Origin of the sequence: Neisseria sp. HMSC065C04 (assembly GCF_001815375.1) — a bacterium.
Lineage (GTDB): Bacteria > Pseudomonadota > Gammaproteobacteria > Burkholderiales > Neisseriaceae > Neisseria > Neisseria flavescens_D.
The window spans coordinates 93,340-117,721 of the sequence record NZ_KV820381.1 but is presented as its reverse complement, the minus strand read 5'-3'; the positions used below and the strand labels follow the sequence as shown (position 1 = coordinate 117,721).

At 52.9% G+C, this 24,382-nt stretch carries 22 protein-coding genes and 1 pseudogene; 12 read left to right on the top strand and 11 right to left on the bottom strand.

All coding sequences use genetic code 11. From position 1 onward, the window contains the following. Positions 1-78 precede the first annotated feature (78 nt). On the top strand, positions 79-1,530 hold the full coding sequence (locus HMPREF3022_RS00640; protein WP_070764968.1) for a DASS family sodium-coupled anion symporter: 1,452 nt from the start codon (positions 79-81) through the stop codon (positions 1,528-1,530). Between the two features lie 95 nt (positions 1,531-1,625). Then, positions 1,626-3,038, top strand: a complete 1,413-nt coding sequence (gene trkA / locus HMPREF3022_RS00635; RefSeq protein ID WP_070764967.1) for a Trk system potassium transporter TrkA — start codon at positions 1,626-1,628, stop codon at positions 3,036-3,038. 73 nt (positions 3,039-3,111) lie between these two features. On the opposite strand, the gene lgt is transcribed toward trkA, so the two are convergent. Both lgt and HMPREF3022_RS00625 read right to left on the bottom strand, forming a co-directional pair. After that, positions 3,112-3,975 (bottom strand): prolipoprotein diacylglyceryl transferase, encoded by an 864-nt coding sequence (gene lgt / locus HMPREF3022_RS00630; protein ID WP_070764966.1) that lies wholly within the window; start codon positions 3,973-3,975, stop codon positions 3,112-3,114. Between the two features lie 74 nt (positions 3,976-4,049). Then, positions 4,050-5,180 (bottom strand): M14 family metallopeptidase, encoded by a 1,131-nt coding sequence (locus HMPREF3022_RS00625; RefSeq protein ID WP_070764965.1) that lies wholly within the window; start codon positions 5,178-5,180, stop codon positions 4,050-4,052. A gap of 174 nt (positions 5,181-5,354) precedes the next feature. On the opposite strand from HMPREF3022_RS00625, the gene argB reads away from it, so the two are divergent. The 5 genes from argB (at position 5,355) to HMPREF3022_RS00600 (ending at position 9,500) form a co-directional block, all read left to right on the top strand. Beyond that, positions 5,355-6,242 carry an acetylglutamate kinase gene (gene argB, locus HMPREF3022_RS00620; RefSeq protein ID WP_004520770.1) on the top strand — a complete coding sequence of 296 codons (888 nt, stop codon included), beginning with the start codon at positions 5,355-5,357 and terminating at the stop codon, positions 6,240-6,242. Between the two features lie 261 nt (positions 6,243-6,503). Next, the gene (eno, locus tag HMPREF3022_RS00615; protein ID WP_004520772.1) at positions 6,504-7,790 is read left to right on the top strand and encodes a phosphopyruvate hydratase; all 1,287 of its coding nucleotides are present in this window, start codon (positions 6,504-6,506) and stop codon (positions 7,788-7,790) included. A 23-nt stretch (positions 7,791-7,813) separates the two neighbouring features. Beyond that, positions 7,814-8,089 carry a cell division protein FtsB gene (ftsB, locus tag HMPREF3022_RS00610; RefSeq protein WP_003679613.1) on the top strand — a complete coding sequence of 92 codons (276 nt, stop codon included), beginning with the start codon at positions 7,814-7,816 and terminating at the stop codon, positions 8,087-8,089. 101 nt (positions 8,090-8,190) lie between these two features. After that, complete coding sequence (locus HMPREF3022_RS00605; RefSeq protein ID WP_070764964.1) at positions 8,191-8,682, top strand: DUF1841 family protein; 492 nt, start codon at positions 8,191-8,193, stop codon at positions 8,680-8,682. A gap of 110 nt (positions 8,683-8,792) precedes the next feature. Next, on the top strand, positions 8,793-9,500 hold the full coding sequence (locus HMPREF3022_RS00600) for an SIMPL domain-containing protein (RefSeq protein ID WP_070764963.1): 708 nt from the start codon (positions 8,793-8,795) through the stop codon (positions 9,498-9,500). 703 nt (positions 9,501-10,203) lie between these two features. Here the strand turns inward: HMPREF3022_RS00600 and HMPREF3022_RS00595 are convergent. From HMPREF3022_RS00595 to HMPREF3022_RS00565, 7 genes and pseudogenes are all read right to left on the bottom strand, one after another. Continuing rightward, positions 10,204-11,141: pseudogene (locus HMPREF3022_RS00595) on the bottom strand (tryptophan 7-halogenase). 191 nt (positions 11,142-11,332) lie between these two features. Then, positions 11,333-12,274, bottom strand: coding sequence for an HlyD family secretion protein (locus HMPREF3022_RS00590; protein ID WP_070764962.1), 942 nt, complete (start codon positions 12,272-12,274; stop codon positions 11,333-11,335). Positions 12,275-12,360: 86 nt separating this feature from the next. Continuing rightward, entirely contained in the window at positions 12,361-14,022 is a 1,662-nt protein-coding gene (locus tag HMPREF3022_RS00585; protein WP_070764961.1) for an MFS transporter, read from the bottom strand. 268 nt (positions 14,023-14,290) lie between these two features. Continuing rightward, positions 14,291-15,721: an efflux transporter outer membrane subunit gene (locus HMPREF3022_RS00580; RefSeq protein WP_070764960.1), complete on the bottom strand. Its 1,431-nt coding sequence runs from the start codon at positions 15,719-15,721 to the stop codon at positions 14,291-14,293. A gap of 32 nt (positions 15,722-15,753) precedes the next feature. After that, on the bottom strand, positions 15,754-16,281 hold the full coding sequence (locus HMPREF3022_RS00575; protein WP_070764959.1) for a single-stranded DNA-binding protein: 528 nt from the start codon (positions 16,279-16,281) through the stop codon (positions 15,754-15,756). A gap of 1 nt (position 16,282) precedes the next feature. After that, a complete protein-coding gene (locus HMPREF3022_RS00570) occupies positions 16,283-17,665 on the bottom strand; it encodes an MFS transporter (protein ID WP_070764958.1) in 1,383 nt (460 codons plus the stop codon). A 201-nt stretch (positions 17,666-17,866) separates the two neighbouring features. Beyond that, positions 17,867-18,490: a lytic transglycosylase domain-containing protein gene (locus HMPREF3022_RS00565; RefSeq protein WP_003746174.1), complete on the bottom strand. Its 624-nt coding sequence runs from the start codon at positions 18,488-18,490 to the stop codon at positions 17,867-17,869. Positions 18,491-18,662: 172 nt separating this feature from the next. Between HMPREF3022_RS00565 and ppx the strand changes: the two genes are divergently transcribed. From ppx to HMPREF3022_RS00540, 5 genes are all read left to right on the top strand, one after another. Continuing rightward, a complete protein-coding gene (ppx, locus tag HMPREF3022_RS00560) occupies positions 18,663-20,171 on the top strand; it encodes an exopolyphosphatase (protein WP_070764957.1) in 1,509 nt (502 codons plus the stop codon). Between the two features lie 87 nt (positions 20,172-20,258). Further along, positions 20,259-20,630: a 30S ribosome-binding factor RbfA gene (rbfA, locus tag HMPREF3022_RS00555; protein WP_049332701.1), complete on the top strand. Its 372-nt coding sequence runs from the start codon at positions 20,259-20,261 to the stop codon at positions 20,628-20,630. A gap of 67 nt (positions 20,631-20,697) precedes the next feature. Further along, positions 20,698-21,612 (top strand): tRNA pseudouridine(55) synthase TruB, encoded by a 915-nt coding sequence (truB, locus tag HMPREF3022_RS00550; RefSeq protein ID WP_049332699.1) that lies wholly within the window; start codon positions 20,698-20,700, stop codon positions 21,610-21,612. Between the two features lie 22 nt (positions 21,613-21,634). Continuing rightward, positions 21,635-22,261, top strand: coding sequence for an NAD(P)H-hydrate epimerase (locus HMPREF3022_RS00545; RefSeq protein WP_049332698.1), 627 nt, complete (start codon positions 21,635-21,637; stop codon positions 22,259-22,261). Positions 22,262-22,373: 112 nt separating this feature from the next. Next, positions 22,374-23,063: a suppressor of fused domain protein gene (locus tag HMPREF3022_RS00540; RefSeq protein WP_049332696.1), complete on the top strand. Its 690-nt coding sequence runs from the start codon at positions 22,374-22,376 to the stop codon at positions 23,061-23,063. Positions 23,064-23,139: 76 nt separating this feature from the next. Here HMPREF3022_RS00540 and HMPREF3022_RS00535 read toward each other — a convergent pair whose 3' ends face one another. Together HMPREF3022_RS00535 and HMPREF3022_RS00530 are read right to left on the bottom strand one after the other, a co-directional pair. After that, positions 23,140-23,499 carry a CrcB family protein gene (locus tag HMPREF3022_RS00535; RefSeq protein WP_049332694.1) on the bottom strand — a complete coding sequence of 120 codons (360 nt, stop codon included), beginning with the start codon at positions 23,497-23,499 and terminating at the stop codon, positions 23,140-23,142. Between the two features lie 81 nt (positions 23,500-23,580). Then, on the bottom strand, positions 23,581-24,258 hold the full coding sequence (locus HMPREF3022_RS00530; protein ID WP_049332692.1) for an energy-coupling factor ABC transporter permease: 678 nt from the start codon (positions 24,256-24,258) through the stop codon (positions 23,581-23,583). Positions 24,259-24,382: the final 124 nt, after the last annotated feature.

Below are 24,382 nucleotides of genomic sequence, written 5' to 3'. Positions count from 1 at the left end.
CAGACAGGCTTTAGCAACACTCAGGCCGTCTGAAAACAGATTTCCCAATACTTCAATCCTCAAATTAGGAGATTCAACATGGGCTTCAAGCCAATTCCTGCTGCGGTCGCACTTGTGCTGACGCTGCTTATCTGGTTCGTTATCCCCGTTCCTCAAGGCGTCTCGCCTGACGCATGGCATCTTTTGGCATTGTTTGTCGGCATCATTGCCGGCATCATCGGCAAAGCCATGCCTATCGGCGCAATGGCGATTTTGGGCATCACCTTGGTTGCACTGACCGGCGTGACCAACGAAAAAACCGCCGACGCAACCAAAGACGCCTTGAGCAGCCTCAACAACTCACTCATCTGGATGATCGGTATCGCCATCATCATCTCGCGCGGCCTGTTGAAAACCGGCTTGGGTATGCGTATCGGCTACCTGCTGATCTCCCTCTTCGGCAAACGCACGCTGGGCGTAGGTTACAGCTTGGCATTGGCCGACTTGGTCATCGGTCCGGTAACGCCAAGTAATACCGCGCGCGGCGGTGCCATCGTACATCCGATTATGAAATCCATTGCCTTAAGCTTCGACTCTGACCCTGAAAAAGGTACGGAAGGCAAAATCGGTAAATACCTTTCACTGGTCAACTTCCACTCCAACGTAATTACCTGTCTGATTTTTATCACTGCCACCGCACCCAATCCGCTGGTAGTCGAATTGGTTGCCAAAGCCACCAATTCACAAATTCAACTCTCTTGGGGTACTTGGTTCTTGGCAATGGTAGTACCCGGCCTGCTTGCCATGCTGCTGATGCCGCTGGTGTTGTATTTCCTGTATCCGCCTGAAATCAAACAAACCCCTAACGCCACTGCATTGGCAAAAGAGCATTTGGCTGCCATGGGGCCGATGAAGCGTGAAGAAAAAATCATGCTGGGTATTTTCCTGGTTCTGCTGCTGTTGTGGGCGGGTATTCCCGAGATGCTGTTCGGCGTGAAAGTTGACGCTACCGCCACCACCTTCCTCGGCTTGAGCTTGTGCCTGTTGACCGGCGTACTGACTTGGGAAGATGCGTTGAAAGAAAAAAGCGCGTGGGATACCATCGTCTGGTTTGCGGCCTTGGTGATGATGGCAAACTTCCTCAACAAACTGGGCCTCATCAGCTGGTTGTCCGACTCCATGCAAAGCGGTATCGCCCACATGGGTTTGGGTTGGGAAGCCGGTTGTGCCCTGTTGATGCTTGCCTATCTCTACGCCCACTATGTTTTCGCCAGCGGCACGGCACACGTTACCGCCATGTTCGGCGCATTCTACGGCGCTGGCTTGGCCTTAGGTGCACCACCGATGCTGTTTGCCCTGATTATGGCAGCCGCTACCGGCATCATGATGTCGCTGACCCACTACGCCACCGGTTCTGCACCTGTCATTTACGGCTCCAACTATGTAACCATGACCGAATGGTGGAAAGCCGGCTTCATCATGAGTGTGGTCGAAATTCTGATTTTCAGCACTGTCGGCATCTTGTGGTGGAAAGTTTTGGGCTACTGGTAACCTTCTGGCTTATTTAAAACTCAGGCCGTCTGAAAACTCCAATTTCAGACGGCCTTTTGTTACAATTCCATTTTTACCGAACACACTCAATTACCGTGAAAATACTCATCCTCGGCAGCGGCCAAGTCGGCTCGACCGTCGCCCAAAACCTTGCCTCCGTTCCCAGCAACGACGTTACCATCATCGACATCGACGAAAAAGCGCTCAACCGTATCAGCAGCCGCCTCGATGTCCAAACCATCGTCGGCAACGGCGCATCGCCCTTTACCCTCGAACAGGCAGGCGCGGCGGACTCCGACCTCCTGCTTGCCCTGACCCGCAGCGACGAAACCAACATTGTCGCCTCCAAAATCGCCGCCGACCTATTCAACATCCCCAGCCGCATTGCACGCGTCCGCTCAAGCGAATACCTCGAATATCCCGTTGCCGGCAGCGACAAACCCGAAGAAGGCAGCCTCAACATCTTCGGCATTACCGAAACCATCAGCCCCGAACAGCTAGTTACCGAACAACTCGTCGGCCTGCTCAGCTACACCAGCGCATTACAAGTACTCAGTTTTGCCAACGACCAAGTCCGCATGGTGATTGTTCAAGCACGCAAAGGCGGTTTGCTGATCGGCCGTGAAATTGCCGACATCAACCAACACCTGCTCGAAGGCGCGGACTGCCAAATCTGCGCCATCTACCGCAACAATCGCCTGATCGTCCCAACGCCGCAAACCGTCATCATCGAAGGCGATGAAGTCCTGTTTGCTGCCGACATCAACAGCGTTGAAGCCATCATGCGCGAACTGCGCCCCAAAGAAGCGCGTACCCGCCGCATCATGATTGCCGGCGGCGGCAACATCGGCTACCGCCTCGCCAAGCAGCTCGAATCCAAATACGACATCAAAATCATCGAATACAAACCCCACCGCGCCGAATGGCTGGCCGAAAATCTGGACAACACCCTCGTCCTGCAAGGTTCTGCCACCGACGAAACTCTGCTGGACGAAGAATACATCGACGAAATCGACGTCTTCTGCGCGCTGACCAACGACGATGAAAACAACATTATGTCCAGCCTGTTGGCGAAAAATCTTGGTGCCAAACGCGTGATCACCATCGTCAACCGCTCAAGCTACGTCGATTTGCTCGAAGGCAACAAAATCGATATTGTCGTTTCCCCCCACCTGATTACCATCGGCTCCATCCTCGCCCACATCCGCCGCGGCGACATCGTTGCCGTCCATCCTCTGCGCCGCGGTACGGCCGAAGCCATCGAAGTGGTGGTACACGGCGATAAAAACACTTCCGCCATCGTCGGCCGCCGCATCAGCGGCATCAAATGGCCAAGCGACTGCTACATCGCTGCCATCGTCCGCGGCGCAACCGGCGAAGTCATCATGGGACACCACACCGAAACCATCTTGCAAGACGGCGACCACATTATCTTCTTCGTCTCACGCCGCCGTGTTCTGCCGGAGTTGGAAAAACTCATTCAAGTCAAAATGGGCTTTTTCGGTTAAACCCAAAATCCGTTTGCTTGAAGCCATAAAAAGGCCGTCTGAAAACCTTTTCAGACGGCCTTTATTTCTTGTTTTATTTACGCTTTGGAACACTGTTTTTACGGCCAAACCAAACAAAACCAATCACACCCAATACAATCATCGGCACGCTCAACCATTGACCCATGGACAAACCCAAAGTCAACAGGCCGAGATAGTCGTCAGGCTGACGGGCAAATTCGGCAATAAAGCGGAACAAACCGTAACCGCCCAAGAACAATGCCGCCGTTTGACCGGCCGGACGCGGTTTTTTCGAGAAAATCCAAACGATGACAAACAGGCAAATGCCCTCAAGGGCAAACTGGTAAAGCTGAGACGGATGGCGCGGCAGCATACCGTATTGTTGCAGCCATTCGGCCCACAAAGGATTGTGCGCCGCAGCTTCCGCATCTTCGTAACGCGCTTGGGGGAAACCCATCGCCCAGAAAGCATTGAGTTCGGTCACGCGTCCCCAAAGTTCGCCGTTGATAAAGTTGCCGATACGGCCGGAAGCCAAGCCTAGCGGTACGAGCGGCGCAACGGTATCCATCAATTTCAAGATACTGATGTTGTGCTTGCGGCCAAACAACCACATGGCAACGACCACGCCCAAGAAGCCGCCGTGAAACGACATACCGCCTTCCCAAACTTTGAAAATATCCAACGGGTTGGCAAGATAGTCGGAAAATTTATAAAACAAAACGTAGCCGATACGGCCGCCCAAGATGACGCCCAAGATACCCCAAGTCAGGAAATCGTCGAGTGTTTCTTTGGTAAACACAGAATTGCCCTGCGCGATACGGCGACGGCCCAAAATCGTAAACAGGATAAAGCCGACGATATAGCTCAAGGCATACCAGCGGATGGCAAGCGGGCCGATGCTGATCAGCACCGGATCAAACTGGGGATGTATCATCATAATGTGTGTTCCTTATCTCAAAGGCCGTCTGAAAGCCTGAACTTTCAGACGGCCTGTATGCGGTGTCGGATGGTTTAACGCAAATCGTCAACCACATTTAAAATAGCAGACAACATAGCCTCGCCCAAGCGCAGCGAGCGTTGGCCGTTCCAGCCGAAATCGTCGTCCGGCAGATTGGCATTGTCTTTAAACGGCATTTCCAAAGTATAGGCAAGGCAGTTGAAATGATTGCCGACCCAGTTGGTCGCCAAAGTCATGTTTGCCTGACCCGGCGCATCTTTATCATAGCCGTAATCGTCTTGGAAATCTGGGCTGGCATTGAGCAGCGCGAGTTTGAATTGGTCTTCCAAGGCTTCGATGCGCTCGTTGTAGTTAGGCACGCCTTCGGTACCGGCCACAAAGACAAACGGCAGGCCTTCATCGCCGTGAATATCCAAGAACAAATCCACGCCGGTTTCCATCATTTTTTTGCGGACGGCAAAGACTTCGGGGCTTCGTTCCAAAGTCGGGGTTTCCCATTCGCGGTTGAGGTTGGCGCCGGCGGCATTGGTGCGCAGATTACCCAAAACCGAACCGTCCGGATTCATATTCGGCACAATGTAAAAAGTCGCGCGGTCGAGCAGCATACGCGCGGTCGGATCTTGCGGATCAAGCAGACGGCCCAGCAAACCTTCAACAAACCATTCCGCCATGGTTTCGCCTGGATGTTGACGGGCGATAATCCAGACTTTCATGTCGCTTTCGACTTGGTTGCCGATGGTCAGAAGATTGATATCGCGGCCTTGAACGGTGCTGCCCAAATCATCGATACGGCACAAGCCGCTGCCCTGAGCATCGCCCAAAAGGTTCAAATGCTGCTCGTTGGAATAAGGCTCGAAATAGGCGTAGTAAACGCTGTTGGACAAAGGCGTATGGTTGATGGTCAATACACTGTTTTCGTAGCTGGTCGGCACGCGGAACCAATTTTGGCGATCATAAGAAGCGCAAGCCTGGTAGTCCTCCCAGCCCAAAGGATACGCAGCGTCCGCCGCATTTTCAAAATGCATCACGCAGTTTTGATAGGCCGCACCCTGCAAACGGAAGTAAAACCATTGGGCAAACTCCGAAGCATTGTCGGGACGCAGGGCGAGGCGGATATCGGCAGGGTTGCTCAAGTCTTTGACAACGACCGAACCGGCATCGAATTGGGTGCTGATTTTCATCATGGGTATCCTTAGTAATCGGCGAAGAGGCCGAAGCAAACCGTCATTTTACCGTTTGCATGAGGCTGGTTTCAACCATTTAACTAATTTAACAGGATTTCAAGCGCTTGGAAATATTGTTTCAGACGGCCTTTGGGATTAAGATAAAGGCAGAAATCATGAAACAAGGTTGAAACCATGACCCAGCAACAATCTGTCTCCCCTTCCATCAAGGCGCGCGTCCTTGCTGAATCTTTACCTTATATCCGCCGTTTTTCCGGCTCCATCATCGTCATCAAATACGGCGGCAATGCCATGACCGAACCTGCCTTAAAAGAGGGTTTCGCACGCGATGTCGTCCTGCTCAAACTAATCGGCCTGCATCCCGTCATCGTTCACGGCGGCGGCCCGCAAATTAATGAAATGTTGGAAAAAGTCGGCAAAAAAGGAGAATTTGTTCAAGGCATGCGCGTGACCGACAGCGAAACCATGGACATTGTAGAAATGGTTTTGGGCGGACACGTCAATAAAGAAATCGTTTCCATGATTACTACCTTCGGCGGTCGCGCCGTCGGCATTACCGGCCGGGACAACCACTTCATCAAAGCGGAAAAACTCCTGATCGACACGCCTGAACAAAAAGGCGTGAACATCGGCCAAGTCGGCACAGTGGCCGACATCGATACCCGTTTGGTGGAAGGCTTGGTTGAGCGCGGCTGCATTCCTGTCATTGCACCCATCGGCGTAGGCCAAAACGGCGAAGCGTTCAACATCAATGCCGACTTGGTTGCCGGCAAACTGGCGGAAAAACTTCAAGCCGAAAAACTGCTGATGATGACCAATATCCCCGGCGTACTGGATAAAGAAGGCAAATTATTGACCACCCTCACGCCAAGCCGCATTGACGAACTGATTGAAGACGGTACGCTGTACGGCGGAATGCTGCCTAAAATTGCCTCCGCCGTCGAGGCCGCCAAAAGCGGGGTCAAAGCTACGCATATCATAGACGGCCGCGTTCCCAACGCCCTGCTCTTGGAAGTACTGACCGATGACGGCGTAGGCTCGATGATTTTGGGCGAAGGCTAATCCGTTTTTCAGACGGCCTTATGCCTTATTTAATCAGCTTTTCACCCTAAAAAGGGTAAAAAATGTTACACTATACGGCTTATGTTTGTTTGAGCGATATTGACGTGAAACAAACTTACAGTCGGTTTCATACCGACTCCGATGCCATACCTGGCAAAGACGGTATAATGTCTGCATTCATCAGACTTTGGCAATCATCCTTAAGGCCGTCTGAAACGTAACAAAGCTACTTTTCTTTTACCATCCTATTTGGAGATATTCATGAGCGCAATCGTTGATATTTTTGCACGCGAAATTTTGGACTCCCGCGGCAACCCTACTGTAGAGTGTGACGTATTGTTGGAATCCGGCGTCATGGGACGCGCAGCCGTACCAAGCGGCGCATCAACCGGCCAAAAAGAAGCTTTGGAACTGCGTGACGGCGACAAATCCCGTTACTTGGGCAAAGGCGTATTGAAAGCCGTTGACCACGTCAATAACCAAATCGCGCAAGCCCTCATCGGTATCGATGCCAACGAACAATCTTATATCGACCAAATCATGATCGAATTGGACGGTACTGAAAACAAAGGCAACTTAGGTGCCAACGCCACTTTGGCCGTTTCCATGGCCGTAGCACGCGCAGCCGCTGAAGATTCAGGCCTGCCGCTGTACCGTTACTTGGGCGGCGCAGGCCCAATGGCTCTGCCTGTTCCGATGATGAACGTAATCAACGGCGGCGAACATGCCAACAACAGCCTGAACATCCAAGAATTCATGATCATGCCTGTCGGCGCAAAATCTTTCCGCGAAGCTCTGCGTTGCGGCGCCGAAATTTTCCACGCACTGAAAAAACTGTGTGATGCCAAAGGCTTCCCAACTACCGTGGGCGACGAAGGCGGTTTCGCACCTAACCTGAACAGCCACAAAGAAGCCCTGCAACTGATCGTAGAAGCAACCGAAGCCGCAGGCTACAAAGCAGGCGAAGACGTATTGTTCGCCCTGGACTGCGCATCCAGCGAGTTCTACAAAGACGGCAAATACCACTTGGAAGCCGAAGGCCGCTCTTACACCAGCGCAGAATTTGCCGAATACTTGGAAGGCCTGGTTAACGAATTCCCAATTGTTTCCATCGAAGACGGTATGGACGAAAACGACTGGGAAGGCTGGAAACTGCTGACCGAAAAATTGGGCGGCAAAGTTCAATTGGTCGGCGACGACTTGTTCGTAACCAATCCAAAAATCTTGGCTGAAGGCATCGAAAAAGGCGTGGCAAACGCATTGCTGGTCAAAGTCAACCAAATCGGTACATTGAGCGAAACCCTGAAAGCCGTTGACTTGGCCAAACGCAACCGCTACACCAGCGTAATGAGCCACCGTTCCGGTGAAACCGAAGACAGCACCATTGCCGACTTGGCAGTTGCTACCAACTGTATGCAAATCAAAACCGGCTCCCTGTCCCGTTCTGACCGCATGGCGAAATATAACCAATTGTTGCGCATCGAAGAAGAATTGGCCGAAGCCGCTTACTACCCTGGCAAAGCCGCATTCTACCAATTGGGCAAATAAGCAGAATATAGGATATTGATTGTATGAAGTGGGTGACTTTTGTTTTAACCTTCGCACTTTTGTGCTGTCAGTACAGCCTTTGGTTTGGTAAAGGCAGCGTCGGGCATACGGAAGAATTGCAGGAGCAGCTCGTCCGTCAGGAGGAAAAAAACCAAACGCTCACTTTGCGCAACAATTTCCTCAATGCGGAAGTTGAAGACTTGGCACACGGACAAGAGGCCATCGCCGAAATTGCCCGCGTCGAATTGGGCTATGTCCAAGACGGCGAAGTGTATTACCGAATCATCGACCGCCGCTAAACCCTGCAAAACAAAGGCCGTCTGAAAACATATTTTTCAGACGGCCTTTTTCATCGCAATCGCTATATAATCACATATCCCAAAATCAAATCACACTCATCATGTATGACGTAAACACCCACGATGTCCGCCGATTCTTTGCCCACGTCTGGCAACACAGGCTCGCACCGCTCCAATTGGACGGCCTGCAACAAAAAGCTTTGCGCATTATCGAAGCCCATCCCGAATACGGACACTATCTTGAAGACATCGAACAATATTTAGATAAAGAATGGTTGCCCGAAAACGGCGAAAGCAACCCATTCCTGCACATGTCGCTACACCTTTCCCTACAAGAACAAAGCGCCATCGACCAGCCCCCGGGCATCCGTGCCATCCACCAACAACTTTGCGCCCGTTACAACGGCGACTGGGTCAAAGCCGAACACGATATGATGGAAGCCTTGGCAGAAACCATCTGGGAAGCACAACGCTACGGACGGGGTCTTGATGTCAACGCCTACATGACCCGCTTGCGGAAATTGGTCGGCCTAGGCCAAGAAGAAAAAGCCCGCCTCAATCCCCATGAAGTCGGCTTGATGGATACAAAGTAACTTCTTTTCAGACGGCCACAACCCATACAAATCCTTACGCTTGCCAAAGCCAACATTCCACATTTCATGCTAAATTACTTTTTTGAAATCCACATTACAAGGAAAACAAAATGCTCCGCCCAGCCCTTACCGCCCTACTGCTAGCCGCCTCCCTGCCCGTTGCAGCAGAAAGCCTCAACTACAACATTGTTGAATTTTCCGAATCCGCGAATATTGAAGTACCGCGGGACACCATGACCGCATATTTCAGCGTCAACGCAGAAGGCAAAGACCGTCAAGCCGTCAACCAAGCCTTCATGAAGAAATTCAACCAGTTCAACAAAATCTCCCAAAACAGCAAATTTAAAGCCGAGTTGATGGAACGCAACGCTTCCCCGCGCTATCAATACACCAACGGCAAACGCACTCAAACCGGCTGGGAAGAACACGCTTACTTCAAAGTAGAAAGTAAAGACTTTGAAGCACTCAACCGCCTGATTGCCGACAGCATCAATATCGCCGTTTTGGAAAACTCCTCATTTTCCGTATCCAAAGAAAAACGCGAAGAAACCGTCGACCAACTGAGCAAAGCCGTCATCCTGCGCTTTAAAGACCGCGCCCAAAATCTCGCCCAAACACTCGGCTTCTCCAGCTACAAAATCGTCAAACTCAACCTGGGCCACATCGGCAACCGCCAAGTCGGCGGCGACTTTGCACACGCCAAAATGCTGCGTGCAATCCCTGCTGCAGAAGTGGCTGCAGGAATAGAAGATGGCGTACCGGCCTCTCCCGGTTCAGAAGAAATCAGCCTGACCGTCAACGGCTCGGTACAAATGTAGGATTTTCTTTAGATAATGTTAAAGACCGTCTGAAGTCTATTTTTCAGACGGCCTTTTATTATTTAGTCATTAGAACGGTTGTTTCTATATAAGGAAAGAATGAAAAAATAAAACTCTAATTATTTCAACTTATTGCAATCAAATATTGATGACTTTCTTAAAAATACGTAGAATAACCCCGATAACAGAGTAATTATATCATTATATTTTACAATATTAACGTAAAATTTTTACACATTGCTTTCAAGAGCCAACCATTTATGTTCTCTGTTTTACTTTTTGAAAATAAAACAGAGGACTTCTATATTTTGGTGTAAATAATTCTCTTGAATAAATTTCTGTTCTATAGCTATGCTCTATTTTTGAGTTTCAAATGTAGTATGGAGCTATCAAAATTGACAATTCCATAAATAATATTCTTATTCTTTGTTTAATCTAACAAGAAAATGCTTAAATTGTTCTTCGTTGTTATCCAACTTTCCGAAAAATAACTCATCAATTTGCTCAATTAACGGAACAGCTGTTTGTAATGTTTCTTCTCCTTTTGAGACCTTTGCAAAATTCCCCAAAATCCCCTAAATGTCTTGGTGGGAATTTAGGGGATTTTGGGGAATTTTGCAAAGGTCTCATTTTAAGATAAACAGGTCGGTGTTTGTCGGGCATCAATGCCCGACCTGCAACTGTTTTCAGACGACATCAACACCTATTCAAACGCCAAATCCCCCACCAGTTCCGCCAGCGTGTTCAGCCGCTGTTCCGATTTTTCTACAAACGGGTTTGCCGTATCCCACGCATAGCCCGCGAGAATGGCGGAAATCATGCGGCTGATTTCGGGCGCGCGGTTGGGTGCGTACACCACGTTTTGGAAACGGTTGTCGTACCAGCCGTCCACATAGGTGCGAAAAGCGTTTACGCCCACCATCAGCGGCTCGGCAAACTCGCGCTGCCAGTCTACCGCTTCGCCTTTGAGCTGGCGGGCAAGCAGGTCAGCGGCGAGTTTGGCGGAATGCAGCGCGATGGTTACGCCCGATGAGAACACGGGGTCAATAAACTCGGCGGCGTTGCCTAACAGCGCGAAATGTTTGCCGTGCAGGGCTTTAACATTGGCGGAATAGCCTTGGATGCTGCGGTAGGGGAAGCCGTTTTCCCATTCGGAATGTTTAAAAAATTCAACCAGATTGGGGTATTCTGCCACTATTTGTTTCAACACGGCTTCGGAATCGCCCGCCAGTTTGTCGGGTGTGCCGACCACGCCGAGCGAGCAGGTGTTGTCGCCGAAAGGGATTGTCCAAAACCATACGTCGCGGTGCTGCGGGTGGGTGGTAATCAGGATTTTGTTGCGGTCAAAATCGGCTTCGGCGGCGATGTTGTCGGTGATGCGCGTGAAATGCGCCATGCGAACGCTGCGCCGTTTTTAAACTGAAAGCCTTTCTCGGCGCGCACGGCATCGGCAAAACCGGCTTCTTCCAGCATTTCCATGCAGTGCGGCAGCAGGCTCTCGCCAATCATAAAGCGCGGAAAATGCTGTTTTTCCAGCGCGCATACTTTGAAGCCCTGTTTGTTAAGCAGGGCGGAGGCAACCGAGCCTGACGGGCCTGCGCCGATGACGGCAACGTCAAATTGGGTGTGGGACTTTCGCAGATAAATGGTTTGGCATAAAGGCGTAATTATAGAATTTTACAAGGCAGCCTGAAAATGGGGGAATGGAGTTTGAGGCTGCTTTTTGTTGAGTGGGTTGGACAATTGATGCACGGATAATGCCCGATTTGCTTTACTTCAATAAAAAAGCAGTCTGAAAGGCCGTCTGAAAACTTTTCAGACGACCTTTTACCTTACTTCGTAGCAATGTTCACTTCCGCCGACATCCCCGGCGCGAGGCGTTCCAAATCCTGTTGCCCTGCGTCAAATACGATTTTTACGGCGATGCGTTGGGCGATTTTGACGAAGTTGCCCGTGCCGCTGTCGGCTTTAATCAGGCTGAATTCGGAAGCGGTGGCGGGCGCGTAAATCACAGTATGCCCCAAATCCTGTTTTGCCAAGTCCAGCAGGGCTTGCGCGTTGGCGATGCCCGCCTGTGCGCCCTCGCGCCCTACGCCCGTGTTGATGATGTTCTGCTGCGCCACGGCGTATTGCTCCTGCGCCTGTTTCAGGCCCGCTTCGGCTTGTTTAACGGCGGTTTGCGCGGCATCGCGGCTGCTTTGCGACACGGCATCGGCACTCACCGCCTGTATGCGCTGCCATTCGCGGCGGGCGCGGTCAAGCTGGGCGCGGGCGTTGTCAATCGCGGCTTGGTTGGCTTTGGAGACGGCGAGGGCGGAGGCTTTGTCCTGCGCGGTTTTGTTCAACGCCGCCTGCTGCCCCGCCAGCCCAGCTTCGGCTTGGGCGACTTTGGCGCGGTAGGGCGCGGGGTCGATTTCCACCAGCGGCTGCCCTGCTTTTACGTTGTCAAAATCGCGCACCAGCACTTTCTGCACATAGCCGCCCACGCGCGGGCTGACGGCGGTTACGCTGCCGCGCACATAGGCGTTGTTGGTGTAAACCTCGCCTATGCCGAAGGGCGGCAGGCGGAAGGCATACAGGGCAAGCACCACGCCGATTGCGCTGGCGGCGAGTATGCCGATGCTGCCGAAACGGTGTTTTTCAGGCTGCCATTGGGCGGGTTCTGACGGCTCGGGCGGGGTTTCAGACGACGTTTCAGGCTGCATCTCGGGCTGCGGCACGGCGGTTTTTTGGGATTCGGTGTCGGGTTGTTCGGGGGTGTCGGGTTGGGACATTTTTTGCTTTCCGTTGATTTGGGGGTTGATTCGGTTAATGGGTTGGTGCGGTGGTTTTCAGGCTGCCTTTAATGCCGTCTGAAACACTATTTCCCCAACGCCGCAAACACTTTCGCCTTCTCCGCCGCCAGAATATCAATCTTGTAATAACGGCGGTACAGCCACAGGGCGACGGCGACGAGGGTCGATACCGCCGCCATCGCCGCCAGCAGCGCGAACAGGTCGCTGTATGCCGCCACCGACGCTTCTTTGCCCGCCTGTGCGGTGATTTGCGAGACGGCGCGGCCTTGCAGCAGCACCGGGTCGGAGAGGGTGGCGGAGAGGGCGGCGGCGTTGCGCTGGATGTCGGCGGCGAGCGCGGGGTTGGAGAGGGTCAGGTTTTGCGCGATGGCGGCGAGGTGGTCGCGGGTGCGGTAAGTTAAAAACGCGCTGAATGCCGCCGCACCCGCCAGCCCGCCGAGGGTTTGCGACAGGCCGAACACGGCGGAGAAGCTCATCATGTGGTCGGGGCTTTTCGCCAGCGCGCGCAGTGCGCCTTCAAGCATCATCGGCCCCATAAACAGCAGCGAGGCAAAGGCAACGATAAACTGGCTGAAATAAAGTTGCGCGGGGCGGGTCTGCATGCCCACGCCGATTTCCAGCCACGCACCGAGGGCGAAACAGGCGAGCGCAACCATCACGGGGCGGCGGATGTCGTTGATATCCAGCAAAATCAGGCTGCCGACCACACCCGCCAGCATTCCGCCCGCAACAATCAGGTAAAACGTGCTCATCTGCGCGCTGCCCACGCCCACCGCGCCCATCAGCCCCGCCGCGCCGACGGTCTGCTGCGAGGTCAAGAGCCGCGCCATCGCGCCCATCACGGCGAAGATGAGGATTTGCGGCACGGTCATCCAGTGCCAGTCCAGCATCGGCTTGTGCCGCGTCGATTCGATGTACAACGCCAGCCCCGTCAGCCCCACTCCGCCCGCGAGCAGCCAGCCGAGCCACTGCGTCGTCCACCACACCGTGCGCCCCTGCACGAGAAAGGCGCACAACAGCGCGATGCCGGAGGCGAACAGGGTAAAGCTGAGCGCGTCGGTCAGCGTGAACGATTTGCGCACGGTGATGCCGGGCGGCAGCGGCAGGGAGAACAGGCAGGCGGTGCAGGCGAGCGCGAGGGTAGCCTGAAAGGCGAACACGCCGTTGAGGTCGCCGTCGCCATACAGCAGCGGCACGAGGCTCTGCGCCAGCGGCGTGCCGACCTGCATCAGACCCAGCCCGAACACCAGCCCGGCCAGCTTTTTCGTGCCGGTAAAGCCCTGCATCATGTAGTAAATCGACAGCACCAGCAGGCCGCTGGCGGCGATGGCGGCGGCAACACACGCGATGAGTTGCACTTCGTAATGGTGATAAACCAGTTGCAGTAGGCTGGCGGCAAGCTGGGCGAACAGGGTGATGCGGACGAAGCGTTGCAGGCCATACGCCTTGCGGACTTTGAAAAAGAGGACGCTCATGCAGGCGTAAGCCATGAAATACGCCGCCTGAATCCAGCCGCCCTGCTGCAAATCGAGCGACAAATCGCCGCGCAGCTGCGGCAGCGAGGCGGTGAGCAGCCCGTTTTGGAAGCCCGACGACAGCGCGAGTAATAAACCGATGGCAAGATACGCGAGCCGCCGCTTTTTCGGATGCTCGGGCGAGGCGGGCGAACCCGGCATAAAGGGCATTTCATGCGGCTTGAAGGTGTAGCCGCCGGATTGCAGGGGCATGGGGTTTCCTTATGGGTAGGTCGGGTAGGGATACCCGACTAGCTTGCTGGTTTTCAGGTAGCCTTTGCGTTTCAGACTGCCTCAAACTTTCGTCATTCCCGCGCAGGCGGGAATCTTGTTCGGGTTTCGGCGGCAGTGGTTTTTGCTGCCTTTTGATGCGGCTCAACCAAGATTCCCGCCTGCGCGGGAATGACAGCAAAATTTTGTTTCAGAAGACATTTAGGATTTTAGCTTCGCAGAAACTCGCGTTGCTCGTTTTCAGGCTGCCTTATTTGTCCGCCGCAAAACCTCCGCCAAAGGCGGTATTTAACGCCAGCCACGCGGTAAACAGCTTCGCCTGTGCCTGCGCCAGTTGCGCTTCGTTTTGCAGGGTTTCGTCTTGCGCCGCCAGAAAATCCAGTTTGTTGTCCAGCCCCGCGTGGAAGCGGCTTTGCGCGGCGGCGGCGTTTTTGCGGGCGAGCGCGGTCATCTCGGTCTGGTCGCGCACCGCCGCCAGGGCGGTTTCGTACTGCGTCAGCGCATCTGCCGCCTCGCGCAGGGCGGTGTAAACGTTTTTGTTGTAACGCGCCGCCTGCTCGTCAAACTCGGCTTCCTTGCGCGACAGGTTCGCCCGCAATGCGCCAGAGGTGAAAATCGGCAGGCTCACGCTGGGCAGCAGCCCCGCCATCCATGACGAGGAATGCGGCAGGTTGCCGATTTCCACGTTAGACAAGCCTGCCAACGCTTTAATCGTAATGTTCGGATAAAACTCGGTTTTCGCGCTGGCAACTAAATGGCGGCGGGCGGTCAGTGCCTCGCGCTGCGCCGCCAAATCGGAGCGTTTGCCGAGCAAGTCGGCGGTGAGCTGCGACACGGGCGGCGCGGGGGTGTTGGCGGCGGGGTTGGGCGCGAAGTTGTCCAACGCCTGCGCCGGTTGCCCGGTCAAGGCGGCAAGCGCGTGGCGGATTTGCGCAATGTTGCCTTCCAAATCCGACAAGGCAGCCTGAAAACGGCTATTGCCTTGCTGTACCGCATAGAGCCTGCTCGGCGCGACCTGTCCGGCACGGATGAGTTCGCGCACCACCTGCTCGCGCTCGCGGTTCAACTGCGCCCGCTGCGCCACGCGCTGCCGCGTTTCCAGCAGCAACTGCCATTGGCGGTAATACGTCGCCACGCCCTGCGCCAGCAGTAGCCGCGTCTGCGCGATTTCGTATTCCACGGCGCGTTGCTGCCCCAGCGCAGCTTCCAGCTGGTGCTTGTATTTGCCGAACACATCGGGCGACCATTGCCCTTGCAGTTGCAGCGATTCATAAGTGATATTGGTGCCGTGGTCGCCCAGCAGCCGCTTTTCCAAATCGCTGATGAGTTCGGGCTTCTCGCGCTCGTTTACGCCGTCGCGGTGCAGCAGTGCGCCGCTCAGCCCCAATCCAATCTTCACGCCGCGCTGCGAATCCGCCAAATCCGCCCCCGCCTGCGCCTGCCGCAAGCGCGCCTGTGCCGCCGCCAAATCGGGCGAACGCGCGAGGGCGGTGTCAATCAGGCCGTCGAGCTTGGCATCGTTGAGCGCACGCCACCATTGCGGCGCAATCGGCGGCTGCGAGCTGGCGGGCAGACCGAGCGTTTCGGCGGTTTCCACGGCGGCGGGGGTGTGCTTGGGATGAGTGGCGCAGCCCGAAAACAGCGCGGCACAGAGGAAAAATAAAGGGAAGCGTTTGAACATTTTGAAATATATATAAACAGGAATCGGGATGATTAGAACGGAATATCGTCGTCGATATCATCAACCGGAGCGGTCGGTTGAGCCGGAGCAGGACGACGGGCTGGGGCGGCTGGAGGTTCTTGAGCTGGGGCAGATTGGTATTGCTGTTGAGGCGCTTGTTGGTAACTGCTTTGGCTTGAATGACTGCCTTGGTTGTAGCCGTCATCGTATGGTGCGCCGCCGCTGTTGTCGTTGCGGCTGCCGAGCATTTTCATCTCATTGGCGATGATGTCGTAAGCGGTGCGTTCGATGCCGTCTTTGCCTTGGTATTTACGGCTTTGGATACGGCCTTCCAGGTACACTTGGCTGCCTTTACGAAGGTATTGGCCGGCGATTTCGGCGAGTTTGCGGTACATGGTGATGTTGTGCCATTCGGTACGTTCTACGCGTTGACCGTTGCGGTCGTTCCAAGTTTCGCTGGTGGCAACGCTGAAGTTACAGACGGCCTCACCGTTGGGCATATAGCGGACTTCCGGGTCGCGGCCGAGACGGCCGATGAGGATAACTTTATTCAATGACATTTTACACTCCTATGATGATTTTTTCGGCGGCCTCTTGGTCGAATCCTTTTTGCAAGGCCTTGATATAAATGGTTTGTTTGTCTGCGCTGAAGCTGATGCTTTCGACGCCTTCAATTTCGGTCAGTTTTTGGTAGAGCAAATCCGGATTTTGTTGCCATTCGGCGTTAAGCGGATAGCTGAGGTTTTTGACGGGTTTCGGTGCCGGTAAGATGAGTGCCAATACCAGCCACAGCAACATCAATACGCTACAAAAGGTAAAAACGCCTGAAAACCCATATTTTTGGAACAATAAGCCGCCGGTCGCGCCGCCGACAAACAAGCCGACTGACTGTAATGTGTTATACACGCCCATCGCCGTGCCTTTCAAATCGGACGGGGCGATTTTCGATACCATAGACGGCAGGCTGGCTTCCAATACATTGAAACCAATAAAATAAACAATCAAATAAGCGGTAATCAACCATATTGAGTGCATGCCAAACAGCAAGCCGATTTGTGCCGCGGCAATGCAGACGATACCGAGGATAAACACTTGCTTGAGCTTGTTGCGCGTTTCGCCGACGATAATCAGCGGCACCATAATAATCAGGCCGGTAATGGTTGACGGCAGATAGACTTGCCAGTGATGGATTTTTTCCAAACCCAACTGCGTCATGGCAAACGGCAATGCGGTAAATAATGCCATTTGCGCCGCATGCAAGGCAAAAATGCCGAAATCGAGATTGAGCAGCTGGCGGTTTTTCAATACTTCACCCATACGCGAAGGCTGCGCCTGCGTGTCTTCGTGCAATTTTGACTCTTCCGGCTCCGGCGTCATCCACGCAACCACGCCGATACTGATTACCGTCAGGATACCGGTCAGCGCAAACAGGCCGGATACGCCGATAAAGCTGGCAATCATCGGCGCGAGCACCAGGCTGACGGAGAAGGTCAAGCCTATGCTCAGGCCAATCATTGCCATCGCACGCGTCCGCACTTCGCTACGGGTCAAATCCGCCAGCAAAGCCGTTACCGCCGCACTGACGGCACCCGCGCCTTGAATGGCACGCGCAACAACCAACATTTGCAGGCTGTCGGCAACTGCGGCCAAGAAACTGCCCGCGGCAAACACAATCAAGCCGATATAAATCACTTTTTTACGGCCGAACTTGTCGGAAGCGATGCCCAATGGCAGCTGCAACAAGGCCTGTGTCAGCCCGTAAATGCCCATTGCCATACCGACCAATGCTTTATTATCTTCCGCACCGGGCAACGAAGCGGCATACATCGCCAAAACAGGCAGCACCAAAAACATCCCCAGCATACGCAGTGCGTAAACGCCGGAGAGTGTGGTACTGGCACGCCATTCGTGCGGAAACATTTGAATGCGGTTATCTCTTGCCATAAATAATGTTTCAGACGGCCTTAAGTTTGCGAAAGGCCGTCTGAAAGTGTGAATTAACAGATTTTCTGATTATACAGGATTCAAAGGAATTGCATGGGGTCAAATCGCAAGCCGTTTATCGCAAACCTGCTTTATCTGTATAAAACGGTTTCAACAAAAAACAACGTCACGCAAGATCTGTCCTATCCCATTTATCCCGAATCAACCCCACTGCCATCTATTTCGCCACGCGCCTAACACGGCATTTGGATATTTGTTACTGCCCAGGCTGCCGTTAAACCTTGCCAACGCGCGGACAATATTGCCTTTTTCGATATTGTTGTAATGGCGCAGAATAGTGCAGCCGTAGCGCAGATTGGTGCGGATGTCGAAAAGGTTGTGCGACGGATTGCCGATATAGTTTTTCCAAAACGGCATCACCTGCATCAAACCGCGCGCACCCACGCCACTGATGGCATATTGGCGAAACGCACTTTCCACTTCAATCAAGCCCAAAATCACTTGAGTATTGAGTCCGGCTCGGCTGCTTTCGTATTGGATATTGATCAGCAGGCGGCGGCGCTCGCCTTCATCGGGAATAAAGCGTGCCAATCGGGAAGACATCGCCGCCAACCAACGCTCCCCTTCCCTTGCATCGGTAAACACCAGCCGCGCAGGGCTGGCGCTATTAATCGAACTGCGCATCACGGACGCCACGTCATCGGCCAGCGTTTCTTCACGTTGCGCCCCCGCCCATGCGGCCGCAGGCGTCAAAAGCATGGCTCCGCCGACTTGCAACAGGCGGCGGCGCGATAAAAATAAGGAATCTTGGTTTTCCGATTTCATGTGTTTCTCTTTTTAGGCCGTCTGAAAAGTTCAGACGGCCTTTGATATATTTGCTTAAAATCGGCATTATAAAATACATCTATGAGCAGAATCAAAGAGCTGTATTCCTTTTATTGTCAAGTGATACCTCCTCAAGTAACATTTAGGTTTTTCTAATCAAGCGGTATTTTTTATGACCACCACTCCCGCCAACGTTTTAGCCTCAGTCGACTTGGGTTCCAACAGTTTCCGCCTGCAAATTTGTGAAAACAACAACGGCCAGCTGAAAGTCATCGACTCCTTCAAACAAATGGTTCGCTTTGCCGCCGGCTTGGACGAACAAAAAAACCTAAGCGAAGCCTCTCAAGAACAAGCCTTGGAATGTTTGGCAAAATTCGGCGAACGCCTGCGCGGATTTCAACCTGAAAACGTGCGCGTGGTGGCCACCAATACTTTCCGCGTCGCCAAAAACATCGCCCAATTCCTGCCCCGTGCCGAAGCGGCGCTGGGTTTTCCCATCGAAGTCATTGCCGGCCGCGAAGAAGCGCGTCTGATTTACACCGGCGTAGTGCATACCCTGCCGCCCAAAGGCGACAAAATGCTGGTTATCGATATTGGCGGCGGCTCGACCGAATTTGTCATCGGCTCGGATTTGCAACCGCTGACCACAGAAAGCCTGCCTTTAGGATGCGTAACCTACAGCATGCGCTTCTTCCAAAACAAAGTGACCGCCAAAGATTTCCAAGCCGCCGTTTCCGCCGCGCGTATCGAAATCCAACGCATCAGCAAACTGATGAAGCGTACCGGTTGGGATTTCGCCATCGGCACGTCCGGTTCGGCAAAATCCATACGCGACGTTTTGGCGGCCGAATTGCCGCAAGAAGCCGACATTACCGCCCAAGGCATGCGTTATCTTGCCGATAGGATTATCGAAGCCGGTTCGGTTAAAAAAGCCAAATTTGAAAACCTCAAACCCGAACGCGTCGAAGTTTTTGCGGGCGGATTGGCCGTGATGATGGCCACTTTTGAAGAACTCTCGCTGACCAAAATGACCGTTACCGAGGCTGCCCTCCGCGACGGCGTGTTCTACGACTTAATCGGCCGCAGCCTCAATGTCGATATGCGCGAACAGACAACGGCAGAGTTCCAAAAACGCTACCACGTCAGCCTCAACCAAGCCAAACGCGTTGCCGATACCGCACAAGCCTTCATGAACAGCCTGTGCCACGCCAAAAACGTAACCGTTCAAGAGCTTGCCCTGTGGAACCAATACCTCAGCCGCGCAGGCCGTCTGCATGAAATCGGTTTGGATATTGCCCATACCGGTTATCACAAACACTCAGCCTACATTCTCGAAAACGCCGATATGCCGGGCTTCTCACGCAAAGAGCAAACCATTTTGGCGCAACTGGTTATCGGCCATCGCGGCGACCTCAAGAAAATGGCGGACATTATCGGCAACAACGAAATCATGTGGTGTGCCGTGTTGTCCCTGCGCCTGGCAGCCCTCTTCTGCCGTTCGCGCCTGCCGCTGGATTTGCCGCCGCAAACCCAGCTTCGCATCGATGAAAACAACCACAGCTTTATCTTGCGCATCAACGCCCAATGGCTGGAGCAACACCCCCTCATCGCCGACGCGCTGGACTACGAAAGCGCGCAATGGCAAAAAATCGATATGCCTTTCTCGGTTCAAGCACAATAAACCGCGCTCCGTTATAATAGGCAGCTGTTCAAAATCCAAACCGCAGGCCGTCTGAAAACGACAGCCTGCCATACATCAAGGAAAACCATGAGAAAACCCCAACGCGGCTACGCCCGCCAAGACCGTGTCAAAGAACAAATCATGCGCGAGCTTGCCGAACTCGTCCGCACCGGCCTGAAAGATCCGCGCGCAGGCTTCATCACCATCAACGAAGTCGAAGTTACCCGCGATTACAGCCACGCAACCGTGTTCTACACCGTCCTCGACGACAGCACGCGCAACATTACCGAAGAAGCTTTGGAACACGCCAAAGGCCATTTGCGCAGCGAGTTGGCCAAACGCATCAAACTCTTCAAAACGCCTGAACTGCACTTCAAATACGACGAATCGCTCGAACGCGGCATGAGCATTTCCAGCCTGATCGACCAAGTAGCGGCGGAAAAACCGGTTGAAGACTGATTGACTAAAACACGCAGGCCGTCTGAACCCTTTCAGACGGCCTGAACATTAATATTCCCTAATTAATATGACCAATAAACCCACCAAACGCCCGGTCAACGGCGTTCTTCTCCTCGACAAACCCGAAGGACTTTCCAGCAACACCGCCCTGCAAAAAGCGCGGCGTTTGTTCCGTGCCGAAAAAGCCGGGCATACCGGCGTACTCGATCCTTTGGCCACAGGGCTTTTGCCTGTTTGTTTCGGCGAAGCGACCAAGTTCGCCCAATATCTGATTGATGCCGACAAAGCCTATACCGCCACGCTGAAACTGGGCGAAGCCAGCAGCACAGGCGATGCGGAAGGCGAAATCATCGCCACCGCACGCGCCGATATTTCATTGTCCGAATTTCAGACGGCCTGCCAAGCTTTAACGGGTGATATCCGCCAAGTGCCGCCGATGTTTTCCGCCCTCAAGCACGAAGGCAAACCGCTGTACGAATACGCACGCAAAGGCATCGTTATCGAACGCAAAGCGCGCGACATCACCATTTACTCCATTGATATTACTGAGTTTGATGCACCCAAAACCGTGATAGACGTACGTTGCAGCAAAGGCACTTACATCCGCACCCTCAGCGAAGACATCGCCAAACACATCGGCACATTCGCCCACCTGACCGCCCTGCGCCGTACCGAAACCGCCGGCTTTACCATTGCCCAAAGCCACACGCTCGAAGCCTTGGCAGAATTGGACGAAGCCGAACGCGATGCCCTGCTGCTGCCTTGCGATGTCTTGGTGCAACATTTCCCCAAACTGGAGTTAAACGACTACGCCGTTACCATGCTCAAACACGGCCAACGCCCCCAGTTTAGCGAAGACATTTCCGCCGAACAGCCCATCCGCGTATACAGCCGAGACGGCACATTTATCGGACTGGTGGAATATCAAAAAGAAATAGGCCGTCTGAAAGCCTTACGCCTGATGAATACCGCCGACAAATAACTTCCTACAAAGAGAGCCAATCATGAAAGTCTATACCGCCGCCCAAATGCGTGAACGCGAACAAGCAGCCGTCGATAAAGGCACAAGCTTCGACCAACTGATGGAAAACGCCGGTAGCTCTGCCGCCCAAGACCTCATGCAGCGTCACCCTCAAGCCGGACGCGCCCTGATCGTTTGCGGCAAAGGCAACAACGGCGGCGACGGCTTAGTCATGGCAAGATATATGCAGGCGCAAGGTTGGCACATCGATATTCTGTTTTCACTCGGAGAAAACCTCTCCCCTTTGGCTCAAACCAATCGGGAGCGCCTCAACGGTTTGCCCCATATTGAATTGATATCCGCACAAGAACTGGAAGGCCGTCTGAAAAACGGTTACGATATCATTATCGAAGGCATATTCGGCACAGGCTTCAGCGGCGCGCTTCCAACCGAAATCGCCGCCCTCTGCCGCCAACTCAATCATTCAGACGGCCTGAAAGTCGCCCTCGATATTCCCACCGGCCTCAACTGCGACACCGCCGAAGCCGATCCCAACACATTCCGCGCAAACCTGACCTACACCTTTGCCGCCTACAAACCGGCGCATTTAAGCGAGTCCGGAAAAATCTATTGTCAAGAAACCGTCTGTTTGCCTATTGGCATTGATTAAAAAAGCAAATAATATGTCATATTTAAATCGCTTTATTTTTAGAAACAACACATTCTAAAAGAAACACGCCAATTAATTTACAACCAAATTATCAACGACATGGAAACAGACAATGAACGAACAAGAATACCGCCAAACTTTTAAAGAAGATCAGGCTGTCGGCTGGGAAGCCATCGATGCTGCGCTTAAAGCACTTTATGGTGATGTCAAACCACGCTCCTATGGCCCTATAATCAAATATTGGTTGGGAGGCACCGATCCACTGGACAATAGCGACATTTTTGATTGCGAAGAGCAAACCTTCCATCGCCATATTGTTTCCTACGGCATGAGCGAACTTTACTTTAATCCAGAACTTGCCGGTGCAGATTACAGTAAATGGGGATTTGAATTTACCTTCCGCACTCCCCCTTACGATCAGGATCCAGATTCCGACTACAACACCAAACACGAGCCTTATTGGGCAGTCAATATGATGAATAACCTTGGCCGTTACGTTTTTGAAAGCGGCAACTGGTTTGAAGCCTACCACTTTACTTCAACTAACGGCCCTATACGAATGGATACAGAAACCGCCATCGTCGGCGTAGCCTTCGCACCAGACCCCAAGCTGCCCGCTATCAAAACACCAAACGGCGAAGTTCAATTTCTGCAGATAGTCGGCCTTACCCAGCCCGAGCTTGACTGGCTCTGGCAAGATCCAACAACCAAACGTTGCCAAGAGCTGATCGATATGATGCGCAAAGACAATCCGCTGTTGATTACCGATTTAGCGCGTACAAAAAGCTATGTACAACCCTAATTGATAAAGCCAAAGGCCGTCTGAAAACAAATTTTCAGACGGCCTTTAGTTTATATTTCAAATAAAAAATAGCAACTTACTTCCAAATCTGCACCAATTTAATCCCCAGCGCCGTCAAACCAAACGAACCGAAAACATGCAGACAGGTCGCCATCAAAGCCATGCCCCAACGTTGCGCCTGCATCAAACCCATCATTTCCACTGAAAAGCCTGAAAATGTAGTCAAGCTGCCGAGAAAGCCGGTAATCCAAAGCAAACGCCATTGCGGATCGGTCAAGAGTTCCGCCAATATGCCGATCAGCAACGCACCCAGCCAGTTTGCCGCCAATGTACCGATAGAAAAAGGCGCAGAAGACACCAGCACCAAGCCAAACAACCAACGCAATACAGCCCCAACAGCGGCACCGCAAACAATGGGAAAAATATACGCAAACATAACAAGTTAAAAATTCAATTCAAAAAACAGGCCATCCGGTCATTAAGCCATCTGAAAACCAAGCAAGGATGCCTTCATATCTTATTGCCAAATCTTAGGCGCGGATTTCAAATACCTGTCATCATCGAAAGTACAAATCCATTGCGGCTTAAGCGCGATAAAAATGGCTGTTGAAATACCGCTCAAAAATGCCTCCGCCCAAGCGATTAAGAAGAAAACAGGAAAGGCGGTTTTCCACAATACCGACGTATCAAATACATCCGCCCAGTCCAACAAACCGACCAAAATTACGCCGGTAAACACCATACCGACCGCCGCAGCCCAAAAACCATTCAGAAAAATAAAGATAAAGATATTGGCAGGCAAACGCGACACCCAATGGCGAAAACCCAAGTTCACCAACAAAGGCGGAAGCAATACGGACAAGGCATTGATGGGGAACATATGCCAATCGCCCCAAAGCCACAAATACGGAAAAAACAGTAAAACGCCAAGGCAGAACGCGGCAGAAGTGCCCAGCATTAAAGCCGTCAGGTTTAAAGCAAGCAGATGATAGCTCATTCCGGCCAGTTGTCCGCTTTCAGGAGAGGCATTCAAACTCCAAGCCAGCGGCAACATCACGGCGGCCACCAAGAATGCGGAACGATGCTGCGATACCGACACCCATGCCTGCTTTGCGCACAAAGCAAAAATCACCAGCAACACAGGCCATGCCGCCATCACGACACCAACGGGAAACCATCCGTTTTGAAAAATCATCATCTCATCCGCAAAATGTTTAGACGGCCTATTATACGCGTCTCAAGCCATAGCTTTGACAATCCTGTCTGTCTTTGCCGTTAAAGCTTGTTTCGGCTGGTTTTGTTTACCCGAAAAAAGCGTT

Coding starts and splice junctions, on each gene's coding strand:
- HMPREF3022_RS00640 (WP_070764968.1), top strand. CDS start 79: ATGGGCTTCAAGCCAATTCCTGCTGCGGTCGCACTTGTGCTGACGCTG.
- lgt (WP_070764966.1), bottom strand. CDS start 3,975: ATGATGATACATCCCCAGTTTGATCCGGTGCTGATCAGCATCGGCCCG.
- HMPREF3022_RS00625 (WP_070764965.1), bottom strand. CDS start 5,180: ATGATGAAAATCAGCACCCAATTCGATGCCGGTTCGGTCGTTGTCAAA.
- argB (WP_004520770.1), top strand. CDS start 5,355: ATGACCCAGCAACAATCTGTCTCCCCTTCCATCAAGGCGCGCGTCCTT.
- eno (WP_004520772.1), top strand. CDS start 6,504: ATGAGCGCAATCGTTGATATTTTTGCACGCGAAATTTTGGACTCCCGC.
- ftsB (WP_003679613.1), top strand. CDS start 7,814: ATGAAGTGGGTGACTTTTGTTTTAACCTTCGCACTTTTGTGCTGTCAG.
- HMPREF3022_RS00605 (WP_070764964.1), top strand. CDS start 8,191: ATGTATGACGTAAACACCCACGATGTCCGCCGATTCTTTGCCCACGTC.
- HMPREF3022_RS00600 (WP_070764963.1), top strand. CDS start 8,793: ATGCTCCGCCCAGCCCTTACCGCCCTACTGCTAGCCGCCTCCCTGCCC.
- HMPREF3022_RS00590 (WP_070764962.1), bottom strand. CDS start 12,274: ATGTCCCAACCCGACACCCCCGAACAACCCGACACCGAATCCCAAAAA.
- HMPREF3022_RS00585 (WP_070764961.1), bottom strand. CDS start 14,022: ATGCCCCTGCAATCCGGCGGCTACACCTTCAAGCCGCATGAAATGCCC.
- HMPREF3022_RS00580 (WP_070764960.1), bottom strand. CDS start 15,721: ATGTTCAAACGCTTCCCTTTATTTTTCCTCTGTGCCGCGCTGTTTTCG.
- HMPREF3022_RS00575 (WP_070764959.1), bottom strand. CDS start 16,281: ATGTCATTGAATAAAGTTATCCTCATCGGCCGTCTCGGCCGCGACCCG.
- HMPREF3022_RS00570 (WP_070764958.1), bottom strand. CDS start 17,665: ATGGCAAGAGATAACCGCATTCAAATGTTTCCGCACGAATGGCGTGCC.
- HMPREF3022_RS00565 (WP_003746174.1), bottom strand. CDS start 18,490: ATGAAATCGGAAAACCAAGATTCCTTATTTTTATCGCGCCGCCGCCTG.
- ppx (WP_070764957.1), top strand. CDS start 18,663: ATGACCACCACTCCCGCCAACGTTTTAGCCTCAGTCGACTTGGGTTCC.
- rbfA (WP_049332701.1), top strand. CDS start 20,259: ATGAGAAAACCCCAACGCGGCTACGCCCGCCAAGACCGTGTCAAAGAA.
- truB (WP_049332699.1), top strand. CDS start 20,698: ATGACCAATAAACCCACCAAACGCCCGGTCAACGGCGTTCTTCTCCTC.
- HMPREF3022_RS00545 (WP_049332698.1), top strand. CDS start 21,635: ATGAAAGTCTATACCGCCGCCCAAATGCGTGAACGCGAACAAGCAGCC.
- HMPREF3022_RS00540 (WP_049332696.1), top strand. CDS start 22,374: ATGAACGAACAAGAATACCGCCAAACTTTTAAAGAAGATCAGGCTGTC.
- HMPREF3022_RS00535 (WP_049332694.1), bottom strand. CDS start 23,499: ATGTTTGCGTATATTTTTCCCATTGTTTGCGGTGCCGCTGTTGGGGCT.
- HMPREF3022_RS00530 (WP_049332692.1), bottom strand. CDS start 24,258: ATGATTTTTCAAAACGGATGGTTTCCCGTTGGTGTCGTGATGGCGGCA.